At 65.1% G+C, this 17,301-nt stretch carries 16 protein-coding genes; 10 read left to right on the forward strand and 6 right to left on the reverse strand.

The genetic code is table 11. The features are described from left to right. Positions 1–75: 75 nt before the first annotated feature. Entirely contained in the window at positions 76–1,485 is a 1,410-nt protein-coding gene (locus AC1DB0_RS09335; protein WP_054421147.1) for an MFS transporter, read from the reverse strand. A 460-nt stretch (positions 1,486–1,945) separates the two neighbouring features. Here AC1DB0_RS09335 and AC1DB0_RS09340 point away from each other — a divergent pair, with 460 nt between their 5' ends. From AC1DB0_RS09340 to AC1DB0_RS09355, 4 genes are read left to right on the forward strand one after another with little or no spacing between them, the layout of a single operon-like run. Then, positions 1,946–2,452 carry a Csu type fimbrial protein gene (locus AC1DB0_RS09340; RefSeq protein ID WP_476757402.1) on the forward strand — a complete coding sequence of 169 codons (507 nt, stop codon included), beginning with the start codon at positions 1,946–1,948 and terminating at the stop codon, positions 2,450–2,452. 47 nt (positions 2,453–2,499) lie between these two features. After that, positions 2,500–3,177: a fimbrial biogenesis chaperone gene (locus AC1DB0_RS09345; RefSeq protein WP_156336335.1), complete on the forward strand. Its 678-nt coding sequence runs from the start codon at positions 2,500–2,502 to the stop codon at positions 3,175–3,177. Positions 3,178–3,218: 41 nt separating this feature from the next. Beyond that, complete coding sequence (locus tag AC1DB0_RS09350) at positions 3,219–5,567, forward strand: fimbria/pilus outer membrane usher protein (RefSeq protein ID WP_054421149.1); 2,349 nt, start codon at positions 3,219–3,221, stop codon at positions 5,565–5,567. Continuing rightward, positions 5,564–6,592 (forward strand): Csu type fimbrial protein, encoded by a 1,029-nt coding sequence (locus tag AC1DB0_RS09355; protein WP_476757403.1) that lies wholly within the window; start codon positions 5,564–5,566, stop codon positions 6,590–6,592. Before AC1DB0_RS09350 ends, AC1DB0_RS09355 begins: the two co-directional genes overlap by 4 nt. Before the next feature lie 12 nt (positions 6,593–6,604). On the opposite strand, the gene AC1DB0_RS09360 is transcribed toward AC1DB0_RS09355, so the two are convergent. Continuing rightward, complete coding sequence (locus AC1DB0_RS09360; protein WP_476757404.1) at positions 6,605–8,707, reverse strand: site-specific recombinase; 2,103 nt, start codon at positions 8,705–8,707, stop codon at positions 6,605–6,607. Between the two features lie 16 nt (positions 8,708–8,723). Next, positions 8,724–10,415, reverse strand: coding sequence for an MFS transporter (locus tag AC1DB0_RS09365; protein WP_447980841.1), 1,692 nt, complete (start codon positions 10,413–10,415; stop codon positions 8,724–8,726). 658 nt (positions 10,416–11,073) lie between these two features. Between AC1DB0_RS09365 and AC1DB0_RS09370 the strand changes: the two genes are divergently transcribed. After that, positions 11,074–11,505: a ribosomal maturation YjgA family protein gene (locus tag AC1DB0_RS09370; RefSeq protein WP_054421397.1), complete on the forward strand. Its 432-nt coding sequence runs from the start codon at positions 11,074–11,076 to the stop codon at positions 11,503–11,505. 49 nt (positions 11,506–11,554) lie between these two features. Here AC1DB0_RS09370 and AC1DB0_RS09375 read toward each other — a convergent pair whose 3' ends face one another. Further along, complete coding sequence (locus AC1DB0_RS09375) at positions 11,555–11,767, reverse strand: hypothetical protein (RefSeq protein WP_476757405.1); 213 nt, start codon at positions 11,765–11,767, stop codon at positions 11,555–11,557. 236 nt (positions 11,768–12,003) lie between these two features. Between AC1DB0_RS09375 and AC1DB0_RS09380 the strand changes: the two genes are divergently transcribed. From AC1DB0_RS09380 to AC1DB0_RS09395, 4 genes are all read left to right on the forward strand, one after another. After that, a complete protein-coding gene (locus AC1DB0_RS09380) occupies positions 12,004–12,735 on the forward strand; it encodes a TenA family transcriptional regulator (protein ID WP_476757406.1) in 732 nt (243 codons plus the stop codon). Between the two features lie 77 nt (positions 12,736–12,812). Continuing rightward, the gene (locus AC1DB0_RS09385) at positions 12,813–13,112 is read left to right on the forward strand and encodes a 2Fe-2S iron-sulfur cluster-binding protein (protein ID WP_054421154.1); all 300 of its coding nucleotides are present in this window, start codon (positions 12,813–12,815) and stop codon (positions 13,110–13,112) included. Positions 13,113–13,117: 5 nt separating this feature from the next. Further along, positions 13,118–13,444: a hypothetical protein gene (locus AC1DB0_RS09390; protein ID WP_054421398.1), complete on the forward strand. Its 327-nt coding sequence runs from the start codon at positions 13,118–13,120 to the stop codon at positions 13,442–13,444. Continuing rightward, positions 13,441–13,791 (forward strand): 2Fe-2S iron-sulfur cluster-binding protein, encoded by a 351-nt coding sequence (locus tag AC1DB0_RS09395; RefSeq protein WP_454668179.1) that lies wholly within the window; start codon positions 13,441–13,443, stop codon positions 13,789–13,791. Before AC1DB0_RS09390 ends, AC1DB0_RS09395 begins: the two co-directional genes overlap by 4 nt. A gap of 87 nt (positions 13,792–13,878) precedes the next feature. On the opposite strand, the gene AC1DB0_RS09400 is transcribed toward AC1DB0_RS09395, so the two are convergent. Together AC1DB0_RS09400 and AC1DB0_RS09405 are read right to left on the reverse strand one after the other, a co-directional pair. Then, positions 13,879–14,592, reverse strand: a complete 714-nt coding sequence (locus AC1DB0_RS09400) for a GntR family transcriptional regulator (RefSeq protein ID WP_175170602.1) — start codon at positions 14,590–14,592, stop codon at positions 13,879–13,881. 81 nt (positions 14,593–14,673) lie between these two features. Continuing rightward, positions 14,674–15,417, reverse strand: a complete 744-nt coding sequence (locus tag AC1DB0_RS09405) for a sulfite exporter TauE/SafE family protein (RefSeq protein WP_054421156.1) — start codon at positions 15,415–15,417, stop codon at positions 14,674–14,676. 228 nt (positions 15,418–15,645) lie between these two features. Here AC1DB0_RS09405 and AC1DB0_RS09410 point away from each other — a divergent pair, with 228 nt between their 5' ends. Beyond that, positions 15,646–17,178, forward strand: coding sequence for a hypothetical protein (locus AC1DB0_RS09410; protein WP_054421157.1), 1,533 nt, complete (start codon positions 15,646–15,648; stop codon positions 17,176–17,178). The last annotated feature ends 123 nt before the right edge of the window (positions 17,179–17,301 follow it).

Here is a 17,301-nt window from a genome sequence, read left to right on the forward strand (position 1 = left end):
CGGTGGCTTAGTCGGCGGCTTCGTTGCCCCGGTCCAAGCCCACGCTGGATCGCCCCTGCGGACGGCCCTGCCGTCCTACCGCGTCGCGGACGCCTGCGTGGGTTCCGACGCGTCAAACCGCAATCGGGAAAAGCTGGCGATGCAGGCCAGCGCCGCACACAATCCGCCCAGCCACAAGGCGGCAATCGCGCCGTGCGTGGTGGACACATGGAAGCAGGCGGCCACCAGCGCCGCGCCGGTGGCCTGGCCCAACAGGCGCACGGTGCCGATCATGCCGCTTGCGCCACCGGCCCGCGATGCCGGGGCAGAGGTCATGATGGCGCGCAGATTGGGAGACTGGAAAAAACCAAAGCCCGCGCCGCAAATCGCCATGCGCCACGAGATGTCCCACACCGACGGCGTGGCGGGCATCAATGCCAGCAGCACCATGCCCAGCGCCAACAGCGCAAGGCCGACGCCGCCCAAGATGCCGGCGGGATACTTGTCGGACAGGCGCCCTGCAATCGGCGCCATGATGGCCACAACGACCGGCCACGGGGTAATCAGAAAGCCGGTATGCACCTGGCTGTAGCCCAGCACCGTCTGGAACAGAAAAGGCAGCGAGACGAACGCCAGCGCCTGCGCGGCGAAGGCGCAAACGGCGGTGGCGGCGGACAAGGCGAACAAGGGCCGGCGCAGCAGGTCCACGGCCAGGATCGGGGCGGGATGCCCCGCTTGCCGGCGCATCAGCAGCCACAGGCTGGCGATGGCGCCGCCCCACTCCAGCACCACGCGCGGCCACGGCGCGGCATGCGCCAGTTCGTTGGACCCCAGCACGAACAAACCCAACGTCAGCGCGCACAGCAAGGCGGCGACGCCATCAAACCCGTGCGGCGCGCGGGCGGTTTCGGGCAGGCCGCGCAGGCCCAGCACCGCCGCCAGAATGCCGATCGGCACATTGATCAGGAACAGCCAGTGCCACGACCCCAGCAGCAGAATGGCCGATGCGGCCGTGGGGCCGGCGGCGAACGACAAGCCCACCACCATCGCGTTCAGCCCCAGGCCGCGGCCCAGCATGTGCGACGGATAGATAAAGCGCAGCAGCGCGCCGTTCACGCTCATCACGCCCGCTGCGCCCAAGCCCTGCAAGATGCGCGCCACCACCAGCGTGGGCAGCGACGGCGCCAGCCCGCAAGCCAGCGACGACAACGTGAACACCACCAGCCCCACGATGTACACGCGCCGATGGCCCAGGATTTCACCGAGCGCCGCCGCAGGCAGCAGCCCCGCCACCATCGCCAGCTGATAGCCGCTGATGACCCAGATGGAGCCCGCGTCGCTGGCTTGCAGGTCGCGCGCGATGGTGGGCAGCGCGGTGTTGGCGATGGCCGTGTCCAGGCTGGCCATGCAAACCGCCAGCATGACGGCTAACAGCGCGCCCAGGCGTTCCGATGCAGGCAAGCCGGCGCCAGCCGGATAAACGGTGTTGCGGGAGAACGAGAGCATGGGGCGGAGGTAACAGCGAGGGTTCCGGGCGGGGCGTCCGGAATCAAGAGCACTGATTCTAATGCCGCATCGCGATTCAACGCTTCGTCAGCCGAAGGGCGTGGCGGCGCCAATGGTGTTTGGTTTGGCCGGTCAGGCATTAATAATGCGACCGCATGGTCACATGGCTTAATGCCTTTACTGAATCAGTTATTCGCACCGCCCGAACGGGTTTGTTTGAATATTGTCACGGTGGGACACGGGCTTCGGTGCATAAATATAACTAAATGTATGTGGCGAACTTGTTTGAGTTTTCATAGATAAACTGACGGCTTCGGATAATCCGATATGCGTGGGTTTAGTTAGAAAACGTAATAATGGCGCAGGTAAATTGAAACGAAGTCGTGCCGGATTTATTTATTCGACGTACGATTATTTTCCGTACGTCGCATGGTGCAACTATTTGGTGGAGGGTTTCCTTATGAAACGCTTGTTCTGGTATGCAGCAACGTTGTCCTTAATCGGCGCTGGCGCCGCGCCCGGTATGGTTTCCGCGCAAAGCACCGCCACCGCCACCTTCAACGTCACACTGACCATCAACGCCAACTGCGCGATCGCCGCGAATGATCTGGCGTTTGGCGCACACGGCGTCTTGAATGCCGCCGTTCCCGGCTCCACCACGCTGAACGTCACGTGCAGCAACACCACGCCTTATGCGGTGGGGTTGAGCGCAGGCACCGGCACCGGGTCCACCGCGACCACGCGCTTCATGAGCGCCACCGGCGCCAACACCGCCACCGTTTCCTACCAGCTGTACAAGCCGGGCAGCCAGACCGTGGTGTGGGGCGACGCCCAGGTTGCCGACCGCGTCAGCGGTGTGGGCAACGGTACGGCGCAGCCGCTGGTGGTCAATGGCATCGTGCCGGCCCAGACCACGCCCGCCCCTGACAACTATTCGTCCACGGTCACCGCCACGGTCTACTTCTAGTGGGCGCGCCAATGCAGAGGCTGTGTCGGGCGGTATTGGCGTTGTGCATGGCGGGCTGGTCGGGGCTTCTATCCGCAGCGGCGTTGCAGATATCGCCGGTGCTGGTGGATATCGCGCCGCAGCAGGCGGCAAGCGGCATCATGCTGCGCAATCCCGGCACGACACCCGTCTATGGACAGGTTCGGATCTACCGCTGGGAGCAGGCCAATGGCGACGATGTTCTGACGCCCACCGAAGAAGTTCAGGCCAGCCCCCCCATCATTCAGGTGCCGCCCGGCGGCGAGCAATTGGTGCGGCTCGTGCGCGCATCCAAGGAACTCGCGCCGCTGGAGCGCGGCTACCGGCTGGTTATCGACGAAATCCCCGACCCGGCCACGCCCGGCATCAATGGCGTGGTTTTGCGCCTGCGGTATTCCGTGCCCGTGTTCGTGGCGGGCGCTACGCCCTCGCCCGAACCCGAGCTGGCCTGGAACGCCACGCGCGCGGGCGGCGACTGGGTGCTGCGGCTGGCTAACACCGGCACGCGATACGCGCAGGTGGCGGCGTTGCAGGTGCTCAACAGCGCAGGCAAACCGGTGGCGGGTATTGAAGGATTGGTGGGATACGCCTTGGCGCAGCGCGAACGCGAATGGCGCATCCCCGCAAAACAAAACGCATCGGGACCGGTGCGGATCAAAGCCCTGATCAACGGTGACGTCGTCACCGTAACGCCTCGCGTTGATTGATCGCGCGCCGGCACGCCCGGCACCAACGAGGAAGGCAGCACATGGCAGTACGCGCTCCCCGTGTTCGCGGGCGACGCGCCTGGTGCCTTGCCCTCTGTTTTCTGGGGGCGCCGGCCCTGGCGGCGGAATCGCCCGATCTATTGTCGTTCGGCAATATCGCCGAGCGGGATGTCTTTCTGGAGGTCAGCATCAACGGGGTCAACACTTCGCAACTGCTGCGCTTTCGCGATGCGCAAGGCCGCTTGTCCGCCAGCGGCGATGCGCTGCGTTCGGTGGGCGTGGATGTGTCCAAGCTGGGCCTGCCCGACACGCGTGAGGTCGCGCTGGACCGGGTGGCGGGCTTGCGCTATTCCTACAACGCGGCGGCGCAGACGGTGGACATCGTGCTGCCCGACAACTTGCGCACGCCTTATCAGGTGGGGCGCAACCTGGCGGCTACGCCGCTTGCCACCGCGGGCCGCGGGCTGGTGCTGAACTACGACGCGTATACGCAAACGGACGCCATGTACAAGCTGTCGCTGTTTACCGAGCAGCGCTACTTTGATTCCAATGGTGTGTTCAGCAACACCGGCACGGCCTACTTCGGCGGCGAGGGGGATCGAGGCGACCGCTACGTGCGCTATGACACCTACTGGACGCGCTCTGATCAGGAAACCCTGCGCACGCTGCGGCTGGGCGACACGATTTCTTCGTCGTTGAACTGGTCGCGGTCGGTGCGCATGGCGGGCGTGCAGTGGGGCCGGAATTTTGCGCTGCGCCCCGACTTGGTTACCTTCCCGGTGTCATCGTTAAGCGCTTCGTCGGTGGTGCCGTCATCGGTGGCGCTCTACATCAACGGCGTGCAGCAGTATTCGGGCAATGTGCCGCCCGGGCCGTTCGTGGTGAACCAGATTCCCGGCATCACGGGCGCGGGCCAGGCCACGCTGATTACGCGCGATGCGCTGGGCCGCACGGTCAGCACGTCGGTGCCGTTGTATATCGATACCCGCATGCTGGCCGGGGGACTGTCCAGCTATTCGCTTGAAGCCGGATTCGTGCGGCGCCAGTTCAGCATTCGTTCGTTCGATTACGACAACCAGCCGGTGGCGACGGCGTCCGGGCGCTATGGGTACAGCGATGACCTGACGCTGGAAGCGCACGGCGAAGCCAGCGCGGGCCTGTACAACGTGGGCGCGGGGGCCATGGTCAAGCTGGGCCAGGCGGGCGTGCTGAGCGGCTCGCTGTCGGGCAGCGCGGGCCAGTATGACGGCGGCCAGATCAGCCTGGGGTATCAGTACATCCGCCCGGAATTCAGTATCGATTCCCAAGTGACGCGCGTGGTGGGCGACTACGGCGACCTGGGCTCGCGCGAAGATGCGCCGGTGCCGACGCAAACAGAGCGGGTGACGGTGTCGCTGCCGCTGACCACCTCGCAAAGCGTGGCCGTGAGCTACATCGGCTACCGCATGCCGCAACTGCCCACCGCCAAGCTGGGCTCGGCGTCGTACATGGTCAATCTGCACAGCCGTGTCGTCATGACGCTGAGCGCCTATAACGATTTCACGCAGTCCAACACGCGTGGCGTGTACTTGGGGTTGACGATGATGCTGGGCGAACGTTCCCAGTTGAACGCGTCGGTGGGCCGGCAAGGCGGCGACTCGACCTACAGCGTGGGGGCGCAAAGCAGTGTGGCTTACGAGGGCGGCTGGGGCTGGGGCGTGCAGAACGGGCGCGTGGGCGGCATGGGCTACAACCAGGGCCAGGCCCAGTATCTGGGGCGCTACGGCCAGGTGGCCGGCATCGTGCAGGACTACGGCGGCCGCACGCAGGGCGCGTTGCAGGCGTCGGGTTCATTGGTGTTGATGGACGGAACGGTGCTGCCCACGCGCCGCATCAACGACAGCTTTGCGCTGGTGTCGACCGATGGCGAGCCGGATGTTGCCGTGCTGCACGAAAACCGCAAGCTGGGCAGAACCAACCGCAGCGGCTACCTGTTGGTGCCCGACTTGAATTCCTATCAGACCAACCGCATCGCCATCGACCCCGAGGACTTGCCGGTGGACGTGAAGCTCGACACCACCAAGACCGTCGTCGTGCCGCAAGGCGGCTCTGGCGTGCTGGCGAAATTCCAGATCGAGAAATACGCGGCGGCCTCGGTCATTCTGAAATTGCCGGACGGCGCGTTCGTGCCGGTGGGCGCCGAAGTGGCGCACGTGGAAAGCGGCAAGCGTTCGGTGCTGGGATACGAAGGCCTGACGTTCGTTGAAGACCTGGTGGCGCGCAACCACTTGCGCGTCAAAGGCGCGGGCGTGTCGTGCACCGTGGAGTTCGACTACGAACATGATCCGAAACGGCCGCTGCCCACCTTGGGGCCGTTTGTCTGCGAACCGTTGGCGCGGGGGCGGCCATGAAGGCGGCAATGACGGCGGCCTTGGGGGTGGCAATGAGGGCGGCGCGGGGCCGATACGCGCCGTGGCTGCTGGCGGCGCTGTGCATGGGCTCGGCCGCAACAGCAGAGGCAAGCTCCTGCGCATTGGGCGCGGGCACCACCGGCACAATGGATTTCGGCACGATCAACCCGTTGCTGTCAGCGGATACGGTGAACTCGGGCGGGCAAATCGTTGTGACGTGCGACTTCACCGCCCTGTCGTTGGCGGCGCGGCTCTGCTTCAACCTGGGGCTGGGCAACACCAGCACGTCGAACAACCCCCGCACCTTGGGCGCGGGTGTGAACCGCATGAACTACAACCTGTACACGGATGCCGCGACCAGCCAGGTATGGGGCACGGCGCTGACGACCGCACCCACGTCGGTGACGCTGATCGGCCCGTTGCTGGGCGGCACGGCGTCCACCACGTTCAGGTTCTACGGCAAGGTGCCGGGCAACCAGCCGCTGGTCAAGACCGTGAACAATGCCGACACGCGCTATTCCGAAACGTACTCGACGACCGCAACAGTGGATGTGTCGATCGGCCTGTTGAGCGGCCTGACGAATTGCCCGCTGACCTCGCCCACGCGCATCTCCATTCCCCTGACCGTGACCGCGCTGGTGCAGAAGAACTGCACGATCAACGCCACCAACATGGCGTTTCCGCCCAAGGGGGTGCTGAGCTCTGCCACCACCGCCACCAGCCAGATCACCGTGAAGTGCACCAACAACAACGCGTACTCGGTGGCGTTGGATGGCGGCTCCGTCGCCAACAACGTGCTGGCGCGCAAGATGAAGCACGCGACGCAGGCCGACACGGTCAGCTATCAGCTCTACCAGGACGCGGCTTACGCCACGATCTGGGGCAACGCCAGCGGCGGCGCGCCGCGGGCGGGAACCGGCACGGGGTCCAATCAAACGTACACGGTGTATGGCCGCGTGCCGGCGCAAGCGACGCCCCGGCCGGGGGACTACAAGGACGTCGTCACCGCCACCATCACGTTCTAAGCCACACCACGTTCAAGGCTGCTCGGGCGCGGGCCGGGGTTTGACCGGCCAGAACAGCGTGGCGGGCCGCTGCCAGATGCGCTGGCGCACACCGGCCGACAGCGAATCGCGATCGCCCCGGCGCAGGTTGCGCGAGCGCAGCGCCACGTTGAACGCCAGCGCGAAGCTTACGCCCACGTTCAACAGCCCCGTCATGGCGGTGCCTGCCACGGCCATCCAGAACGTTTGCGTACGCACGACGTCCCAGCCCAAGGTGCCGATGGCGGTGCCGATCTGCCCCGCGCTGAGCGTCACGTGGCGCACTTCCACGTGCGGGCCGAAGAAGCTCACGATGGCCGGGCCCAGGCCCAGCATCAGCCCCAGCGACACATTGCCCGCGATGCCCGACACGTTGCGTTGCCAGAATCCCGCCCAGCGCACGGCGCCGCGCTCGCCAAACAGATGCCGCACGCGGCGGTTGTATGCCATCACGTCGTGCACCCGGTGCAACGCAAACCAGTTGTCGGCCCATCCGGCGATCAGGCTGGACAGCCATAGCAGCACGCCGGTGGCCGCGGCGTAGATGGGGGTGGCGCCCCAGATGGAAAACGAGGCCAGCGTTTCCTGCGCCTTCTCCGCGTTGATCAAGGGATGGTCCAGCGCGTTCACGGCCACCCATTGCACGGCCCACGCCAGCGGAAACACCACGGCCAGGTTGCCCAGGATGGCGGCCGCGTTGGACCGGATCATGGCGAGCGTGTCGTCCAGAAAGGCGTCGCGCCCTTCCGGCGTGTAGGCATCATCCAGCCGGTGAGCCAGCGCCGGCCCGGTCATGGCGGGCTGCTTCGTGGCCAGCGTGTAGTGGGCGAAGTGGATCACCAGGAAGCCGCCCGCGTAGTTCAGCGACGCAAGCAGCCCTTCGATGAACTTGTCCAGATGCAGCGAGACGATGAAGAACTTCAGGTAGACGGTGAACACCATGATGAAGCCGCCGCCCAGCGACGCTTTCAGCATCGTCAGGTATTCGGTGGCGTCACGCGCGATGTAGTGCTCGCCGGTTTCGGCGGTGCGCTCCATCACGCGGCGCGCCAGCTGCGCAAACGAGGACGCGGCCAGATGGCGGATGCTGCTGCGCGCTTGGGTTGAGCGGATCAGCTCGGCGGTCAGGTGCACATACTTGTGGCGCTGCGTGGGGTCCACCCACACGCTCAGCAGCAGTTCGATGCGGTCCAGACGCAGTTTCATGCGTTCGATCTGGAACACGACTTCGACGGATACGCCGTTTTTTTCCAGCTCGTCGTAGACGCCTTGCGAGGCGGCGCGGCAGCCATCAAGCAAGGCGCGGAACATGTTCAGGCGGCGGCCGAAAACCTCGCGGGGAGTGTCGGCGGTGCTGTCGCACAGTTCAGCCGCGGCGGCGGCCAGCGCAAAGAAAGGCGTGTCTTGCACGCGGCCGGGCAGGCGCGAGCGGATGTCCTGGCTCAGACCCGTGGCGCGCACCTGGCTGACCAGCACCTGGATGCTGCTGGTTAGTGCTTGCGTGAGCCGCGGGGTGGGCGGTTCGGGCGCGATGGGGTCGGGCCGCGCCACGCCGTCGCTGATGCGAAATAGTGCGCGCATGCGGGCGAGCGTGTCGTCGTCCAGCGTCTCGATCCATTGCGCGTCGCCGGCGCGGCGGAAGATCAGCGAGAACAGGCCGAACATGTCGCTGCGGTTGGGCGGCGGCGGCAACAGGCGCGCCTGCGCGCGTTCCCAGAATTCGCCCCAGAAGCCAGGGTGTGAAGCCACACCGGTGTCGCAGAGCAACGAGGTGGGATCGTTGTCGGCCACCAGCGAGCGCAGCGTGGCGGCGACGGGCGCGGCGCGCTCGGGATTGTTTTCCAGCACTTGCAGCACGTAGCGCAGGCGCGCGTGCTGGGGGTGGCGGACGGGGGCGTCGGGGGTGGCGCTGGTGGTGGCGTCGGTGGCGGGTGTGCGCGCTGGCCGCCCCGGGCGGTCGAGCCAGCGGCACAGGTCCACCATCCACAGGTTGCGTTCGGCTAAGGGGGCGTCGGGGTTGGCGTTCGCCAGGATGACGTCCAGCTGAGGCCCGCCGTGCCGCGCGGCCCGCCATGTGCGCCAAAGAGAGGTAAGCATCGACGGGCCTCGCGGGTCATAGGGATTCGGGGTCTCGGCGCAGCGAGAAGCCTTGCGCTTCGTTCATGGCCAGATAACTGACATTGCGCGATACCACGGGCGGTTTGTCGCCGCTGTGCAGCGCGCGGACTTCGTCCAGCACCATCTTGTCGGCCAGCGTCAGGCGGTCGAGCATGCGCAGGTATTGCATCCAGCTTTCCACCAGGAAGACTTCGCGCCAGACGCCCTCACGTTCCAGGTCGCGGAACAGCTGCCATTGCTGCGCGCCGTTGCGCAGGCGCAGTAATCGCAGCGGATGCGCGGCGCTGAGCAGCGCCGGCAGTCTGTCGTGTTCGATCAGGTATTCCACGGCGACCAGCACGGAGCCATGTTGCGTGTTGAAGCCGGCGGCAGCCAGCGCCGGTTCGGTGCTGTCGACCCGGGCGAGCGATTGGGTGTCGACGTGTTCGGGCAGGCGCGAGCGGTACAGCAGCGCAACGGTAATGCCCAGCATGATGCCGGCGGTGACCAGCGCGCCGGATACGCCCATGGTGCCGGCGAAGTGGCCCCACATGAATGAGCCCGCGGCCAGGCCGCCGAAGATGGCGGTCTGGTAGAGCGCCAGCGCGCGGGCCTTGACCCAGTCGGGCACGAGCATCTGGACGGTGGTGTTGTAGGTGGCCAGCACGCCGATCCAGCAGCTGCCTGACACCAGCAGCGCGGGAAAGGCGACCCACAGGCTGCCGGTCAGGCCCAGCGCCAGCAAGCACACGGCCAGCAGCCCTGCGGCGACGGTGACAAGTCCGCCCGAGCCCCATGCTGCCTGCACGCGGCGCACGAAGGCGCTGCCCAGGATGGCGCCCAGGCCAAGCGCGCCCAGCATGTAGCCGTAGAGCAAGGCGCTGCCGTCTTCCTGGTCGTGCGCCAGCAGCGGCAGCAGTGCCCACAGGGCGCTGGCCGACAGGCCGAAGGCGAACGAGCGCAGCATGACCACGCGCGTGACGGTGGAGTGCTGGGTGTAGCGCAGGGCGGCGACGACGCCTTCGAACAGGCCTTCGGGCGGCAGGCGGCGTTCAGGCAGGTCTCGCTTCCATCGCCAGATGGCCCAGATCAGGCCGCCGTAGCAGAAGCAGTTCAGCAGGAAGACCCAGGGGGCGCCCATGGCGCCCAGCAGCAGGCCGCCAATGGCGGGGCCGACGGCGCGCGCAACGTTGTAGTTGACGCTGTTGAGCAGGACGGCGCTGCCGACGTGGGCGCGCGGCACCTGTTCGCCAACGGCGGCTTGCCAGGCGGGGGTGACGATGGCGCTGCCGATGGCGATGCAGAAGACGGAGGCGATGAGGGTGATGGGGTGCAGGAGGCCGGCGAACGCCAGGATGGTGATGAAGACGCCGCCGGACAGTTCCAGCAGCATGCCGGTCAGCATGACTTTGCGGCGGTCGTAGTTGTCGGCGAGCACGCCGGTCAGGATGGATAGCGCGACCAGCGGGAAGGCGGCGGCGACCTGGATCATGGCGACCATCAGGGGGCTGCTCTGTTCGGTGGTGATGATCCAGGCGGCGGCGACGGATTGCGCCCAGGTGCCTAGATTGGCGAACAGGTTCGCGATCCAGATGATGCGGAAGGCGGGGAAGGATAAGGGGGAGAGGGTGCTGACGGTCAGGGGTTCTGCCGGGGCGGCAGGGGGGGCGGCGGGAAGGTCCGCGGAGGGGGAGACGGGTTGGAGCATGGGCTCGTCTGTCTTTTTTGGGGGGGATTTTTTACGGCGGGGTGAGGGGTATGGTACGCCTGAAATTGGGGGTTGTTGGGGGTTGATTTGGGGTTGTTGGTTTGGTCGCGGGTTGGGTTCTTGATCCGCCTGGGGCGTGGGGGGCAGGGGGTGCGCGGGTCAACGATTGCGGTCCGGAGCCTTCGCTCCGGACGGCCCCTTCGTCATCTTCGTCAGCGCCTGCGGCGCTTCCTTCAGATTCCCTCGGGCGCATCGACTCCCCGCGCACCCCCTGCCCCCCACGCCCCAGGCTGCGTTGTCGGAAACTTTGCGGGCGCTGGGGCGGGGGGTGTGCTTGGCGTTTTTGGGCAGGACTTGCTGGGTGGGGAAGAGTTTGCGGGGACGCCAAAGTCGGCCGCGCGGGCGGCCTGTTTTGGCATATGGCTGTGCTGTGCGTGTGGGTGTTCGCTGCGCGTTTTGGGGGGATTGTTTGTGGGGGCTGTGGATAAGGGTGTGGGTAAGGCGGTGGATTTTGGGTGGATAGGCGGTGGATATGGTGGGATAACTTTTGGTGACGCATTTGGTGCGGGCTTGAGTCGGGTTTTCCCTTGATTTCTAGTACGCTGCGCGGTGGCCCGGCGCTTGCCGGGCTGGACTCTGTTTGGATGCACTGTTTGCCATGACCCTGACGTTCAATGGGCGCGCGTTTGCCGCCCTGCTTGCCGTGACCGCGCTGCTGGCGCTGATTGCCCTGTATGGCGCGCCCTATCCGTTCTTGCGTGGGTTTTTGGGGGATGTGATTGCCGTGGGGTGGGCGTATCTGGTGTATCGCACCTTTATCCGGGCGCGCGTGATGACGCTGGCGGTGGCGGCGTTGCTGACGGGGTATGCGGTGGAGTTTGGCCAGTATCTGGCGCGCGTGTACGGGTGGCAGCTTGAGCAGCCGGTGTTGCGCGTGGTGTTGGGCAGCGTGCCCGACTGGTGGGACGTGCTGGCTTACACGGTGGGGTTTGTGGTGGTGTTGATGCTGACGCTGGGTAAAGAGCGGCGGCAGCAGAAGGCTGAATTGCTGAATGCCCGGATGCGGGCCAGCTTGCGCGCCCGCCGTTAGGCGGCGGGGCGATGTAGCCGGGGCGCTCGCCCCGGCTGATTCCGATTGATCACGCTTGGCAGATCGGTTCGTCGTCGTTGCGACGGACTGCGGGGGCGGCTGCGCGCAGCGGTTGCAGGCGGGCGGCGCGGAACGGGGCGAAGAGTTCGGCCCAGGACGACGGGAACAGCGGGGTTGCGTGGCGCACCGCGTCGCGGCGGGCGTAGTGGCTCAACAGTTGCTGGCCGATCGGGGCGTCTCCCAGAGGATGGTGGGTAGTCATGGTATTTCCGTATTGCATTGATAATGTATTCATTGTACTCGTCGAGGCCCTGCTCGTAAACCCTGCCCCGCGTTTGGCTGCTACGCGGCAAGTCATTGATATGCAACGGTCTGACCCTGTTTAGGTTGTGCATCTTCGGGATTGCCCTAGCAGTTTGAAACGGTAGACGGTATACAATGTTCTTCATGGCCGGGCTGAGCCAGCCTGGAATCTCTCCCACTGGACTGGAGCGTGTCATGGCAGAACTGATGAACCGAGATGAATTCCGCACCGCGTTGGAAAACGCGATCAAGGGCAAGAGCGCGAATGCGTCGCCCTTTTCCATTGCCTGGGCGGAAGGCAAGCTGAGCCGCGAGCATTTGCAGCGCTGGGCGGAAAACCACTATCACTACGTCGGCCCCTTCGCGGACTACCTGGGCTATCTGTACGCCCGCACGCCCGACACCTATACCGAGGCCAAGGACTTCCTGCTGGCCAATATGTACGAAGAAGAAATCGGCGGCGACCGCCATACCGATCTGTTGATCCGCTTTGCCGAAGCCTGCGGCACCACCCGCGAACGGGTGACGAATCCGGACAACATGTCGCCCACTACGCGCGCCCTGCAAAGCTGGTGTTACGCCGTGGCCATGCGTGAAGACCCTATCGTGGCGGTGGCGGGTTTGGTGGTGGGGCTGGAATCGCAGGTGCCGTCGATCTACCGCAAGCAGACGCCGACGCTGCGCGACAAGTACGGCTTCACGGATGAAGAGGTGGAGTTCTTTGATCTGCACATCGTGTCGGACGAGATCCACGGCGAACGCGGCTATCAGATTGTGCTGGAGCATGCCAATACGGTGGAGCTTCAGCAGCGCTGCCTGAAGATCTGCGAAATCGGCGCGCAGATGCGGCTGCTGTACACCACGGCGCTTTACACGGATTACGTGCAAAGCGACATCAAGCTGCCCGAGCTGGGCCTGGCCGCCTGATTGCCTGGCTGGCCGATACCCGCCGGTTGCACGGTGTATGCCGGGCAACCGGCCCGCAGTTCCTGGACGACAGACTCATGCCTACCGTTGTATTTCATAAAGGCGGCCAGACCTACACCGACGAGGTGAAGGACAACACCAATCTGGTGGTGCGGGCCGGCATCAAGCAATTTCCGTATCCGCATCTGCGCTACGAATGCGGCATGGGCAAGTGCGCGAAGTGCGCGTGCCGCGTGCTGGCGGGGGCGGAGCATCTGCCGCCGGTGAACTGGAAAGAAAAGAAGCAGCTGGGTGATCGTATCGATCAAGGCTATCGGCTGGCGTGCCAGTTGTGGCTGAGCAGCGATGTGGAATTGCTTCAGGACGTGGAGGCATGACGGCCATGGATTCCGCATACGTGATTTTGACGACCAAGCCCGGCGTGTTCCGCACCGAAGTCGGCGACGAGGTGGACATCATCGAGACCTATGACTACGTGTTCTACGGGCGCGCGCTGGCGGTCTTTCGCATTGCGCGCCTGCATGGCGATACCCGGCTGATCGTCACCGAAGAGACGCCGCCTTACGTGGTGAATCGCGTGCCGTCCAAGTTTCTGGAGAAGTTCTCGTCGGTGGAGGCGGCTCGCAAGGAGCTCGCGCATCTGACGCGCTTTGGCAGTATGGAATCGACCTTGACGCTGCGGCCCGCCGCCGCTGTCGCGGAGCATTGAGCATCATGGTTCAGATCACATTTATTTCGAACGGCGGCAAAGTCGCGACGGCGCCCGAGAACAGCAATCTGCTGCGCGTCTCGTTGAAAGAGAAAGGCGGCATCCCGTTCAAATGCGGGGGCGGCCTGTGTGGCACGTGCAAGTGCCGCATTGAAGAAGGGCTGGAACACACCGACGCCATCAAACCCAAAGAGCGCAAGCACTTGCGGCCCGAGGACTTCGAGGCCGGCTACCGCATGGCGTGTCAGACCTTCGTGAACGGCGACGTGAAGGTGTCGTGGGTGGTGCAGAACGGCAAGGGCGTAGTGGTGGGCGCGGCGTCCGATCCGATCGAAGCGGCGACTTGAAAAGACGCGGCGTGATTAGACGCGCGACGACAAGACGAAAATGAAAAGACGGGGGCCTTGCGGCCCCCTCTTCTCTTTGCGCCTTTTTTAGTCCGCCGACCCGTGTTGCTGCGCGTCGGTATACGCCTTGGCGGCGTTGTGTACATGCTGGCTGGCCAGCAGCGCGGCCAGGTCGCCATTGCCGGCGATGACGGCGTTCAGAATCTGCGAGTGCTCGTCCCAGTTCGCCTTGGCGCGATGCATGTTGCTGGGGGCGAACAGCAGCGCCGTGCGGTCACGCAGCGAACGCATCAGATCGGTCAGCACCACGTTGCCGCCAATCGTGGCCAGCATTTCGTGGAACTGCGAATTCAGCGCCAGGAACTTGTCCAGCTGTTCGCTGCGGGCGGCTTCCGTGCCTTCGCGCAGGAACGCTTGCAGGCGTTCAACGGTTTTGGCGTCGCGCCGCTGCGCCGCGAGTTTCGCGTTCAGGCCTTCCAGGGTGGCGCGCACTTCGACCATGTCGTAGGCAATGGCGTCGGACAGCACCGATACCGATGCGCCGCGGCGCGGCTCGATGGTGACGAGCCCTTCAGCGGCCAGCGCGCGCAGCGCCTCGCGCACGGGAATGCGCGACACGCCCATCTCTTCGGATAAGCGGCCTTCCACCAGGCGGTCACCGGGGGTGAATTCGCCGCTAAGAATGCGTTCGCGCAGCTTGTCGCGAATGACGGCGAACAACTGGGGGTGCTGCTCGCCGATCTTCAGCGGTGCGGAAGACTGCGTCTCTACGGCTTGGGTGCTGACAGGCGAAGTGGTCATGGCGAGCATGGTTGGATTAATGGATACATTCTCCATTGTATTACCGGGTGTAGCCGAATGCAGGTTCGGAAGCGACGCAAATCAAGCACCCCAGAACGCCTTGGCCAACACGCCTATCGCGCCCAGCGCGCAAGCCGCGAGCAAAACGCTGCGCACGGCATGCGGTGGCAACAGGGTGCGCAACCGGTTGGAGACCGCAAAACCGGCCAGCAGAAAGGGCGCAAGGCTCAGCGCCAGCCCCGCGTGGTAACCCGTATAGCGATCAGCCAGCGCCAGCATCGCCAGCGAGAAAATCGACCCCAGGAACAACACCACGCCCAAGGTGGCGCGCAGCTGCGGGGGCGCGGTGTGTTGCAGCACGATGGCGATGGGCGGCGCGCCTACAGAGGTCATCGTGCCCATGATGCCCGAGGCCACTCCCGCGCCCGACACGCGGCCCGGCGTGGCCGTAAAGCGCAAGCCCGCCACGCTTAAGCCCACTGCGGCCAGGATCATGCAGGCGAACAGCACGCCCAGCGTTTGCGGGGCGAAGCGCGCCATGGCGTAGATGGCGATCAGCGTGCCGACCGCGCGGCCGGCCAGCGCATAGGACACGGCGGACCAGTCGATGAAGGCGCGTTCGCGCAGCGCGGTCAATAACGAGATGAAGCCGCCAAGCGTCAACAACGGGCCGGGCGCCAGCTGCGGAAAGAACATCGCCGCCACAGGCGCGGCAAACATCGCAAAGCCGATGCCGCCCACGCCTTGCGCCACGGCGGCGCCGAACACCACCACCGCCATGGCGGCGTAGTGCCAGGCATCCGGGAACGTCAGGGTGGATAGCATCTAGGGCTATGTTCCTTTTTGTATACGATAGTCAGATAGGCCTAAGTGCCCGGTTCGCGAACGCACCGCAAATCCTAGGGTAATCCCTTGATTTTCGGCGCTTATTCATGGGTTTTTCAGAATTATCGGTTTCCCTAGGCGCTGCATATTTCGGTTGGTATGGCTTACAACGAAATATAGTATACCGATTGTGGCGACCTAACAGCCACGTCACAAGGGGAATCGCGCATGCAAGCGGACGTCGTGCTCAACGCTGCTCACTGGATGTATCTGATCAGCGTGGCCGCCATCATCCTGACGATGATTTTGCGGGCCAACGTGGTTGTGCCATCGGTAATCGGCACGTTTCTGGTGGTGCTTGCCATCACCGGCAATCCGATCAGCGCGCTGATCGGCATCTTCTCGGCCAGCTTCGTGGCCGCCAAAGAGCTTTTCAATATCTTCCTGGTCATTACCTTCATGACCGCCCTGCTCAACGCCTTGAAGACCTTGCAGGCGGATGTGCGCATGGTGCAGCCGTTCCGGCGGGTGATGCGGGGCGGCCACTCGTCGTTCGTGATCATCGCGCTCTGTACCTATGTGATTTCGCTGTTCTTCTGGCCCACGCCCGCCGTGCCGCTGGTGTCCGCGATTTTGCTGCCCGCCGCCATCGCGGCCGGGCTGCCCCCGCTGGCCGGCGCCATGGCGATTGCCATTGCCGGCCAGGGCATGGCGCTGTCGTCCGACTATGTGATCGGGGTGGCGCCCAGCATCAGCGCCAAGGCGGCGGGCGCGGCGGTCAGCGCGGCCGTGGTGGCCGACCGCGCGCTGGTGCTGTCGCTGATCACCGGCGCGGTGGCGCTGGTGACGGCCTACCTGCTGATCCGCAAGCACATCGTGCCCGCCAACGCCGCGCTGCTGGACGCCTGGCAGGCCCGCGCGCAAGACGGCAGCCTGGCGCGCATCGAGCAATCGGGTTCCTTTGACAAGGCCGAGCTGGCGCGCGGCACCATGGGCGCTGATCCGGCATTGCCTACCGGCCCCGCCATCAGCGACGAAGAGCGCCGCCGTGTGCGCTGGTCGAAAACCTTCGCGGTGGTGACGCCGCTGGCGTTCCTGGCGGTGATTGCGGTGATGGTGTTGCCCCGCATGTTTCCGTCGCTGCCCGCCTTGCGCGGCGGCGATGCGGCGGCGCTGGTGGGCGGCGTGGCCTTCGTGGTGATGATGTTCGTGACGCTAGCCGCCGAAGGCCCGCGCAAGATGCTGGACGTCTGCCCCGAACACGTCACGGACGGCTTCGTCTTCGCTTTCAAGGCGATGGGGTCGGTGCTGCCGATTGCGGGCTTCTTCTTCGTGGGCGCCAATGAAACCGCCGCGCAGATCCTGGGCGTGCCGCAGGCGCAAGCCCCGGGCCTGTTGTTCGAAGTCATCTCGGCCGGCCAGCACCTGATCCCCGAGAACCACTTCCTGGTGGCCTTTGGCGTGCTGCTGGTGGGCATGATCACCGGCATCGACGGCTCGGGTTTCGCCGGCCTGCCGCTGACCGGCACGCTGTCTGGCGCGCTGGGTCCGGTGGTGGGCGTGGACCCGGCCACGCTGGCGGCGGTGGGCCAGATGGGCGCGGTGTGGACGGGCGGCGGCACGCTGATCGCGTGGTCGTCACTGATTGCGGTGGCGGGGTTTGCGCGGGTGAACGTGCTGTCGCTCGTGCGGGCATTACTGCTGCCAGTGTTGCTGGCGCTGTTCGTTTCGACGATTTGCGCCGTGCTGATCTGGAGTTGACCCGGACCGGAAGGCAAAAAGGGCCCTGCGGGGCCCTTTTTCTTATCTCTGGCGGTGACCCCTGACCCATCAGCCAGGGTTTCCACGGATCGTCGCCTACTGATTAAAGTATACAATGTTCAT

It is taken from the genome of Achromobacter sp. 10T422, assembly GCF_056394065.1.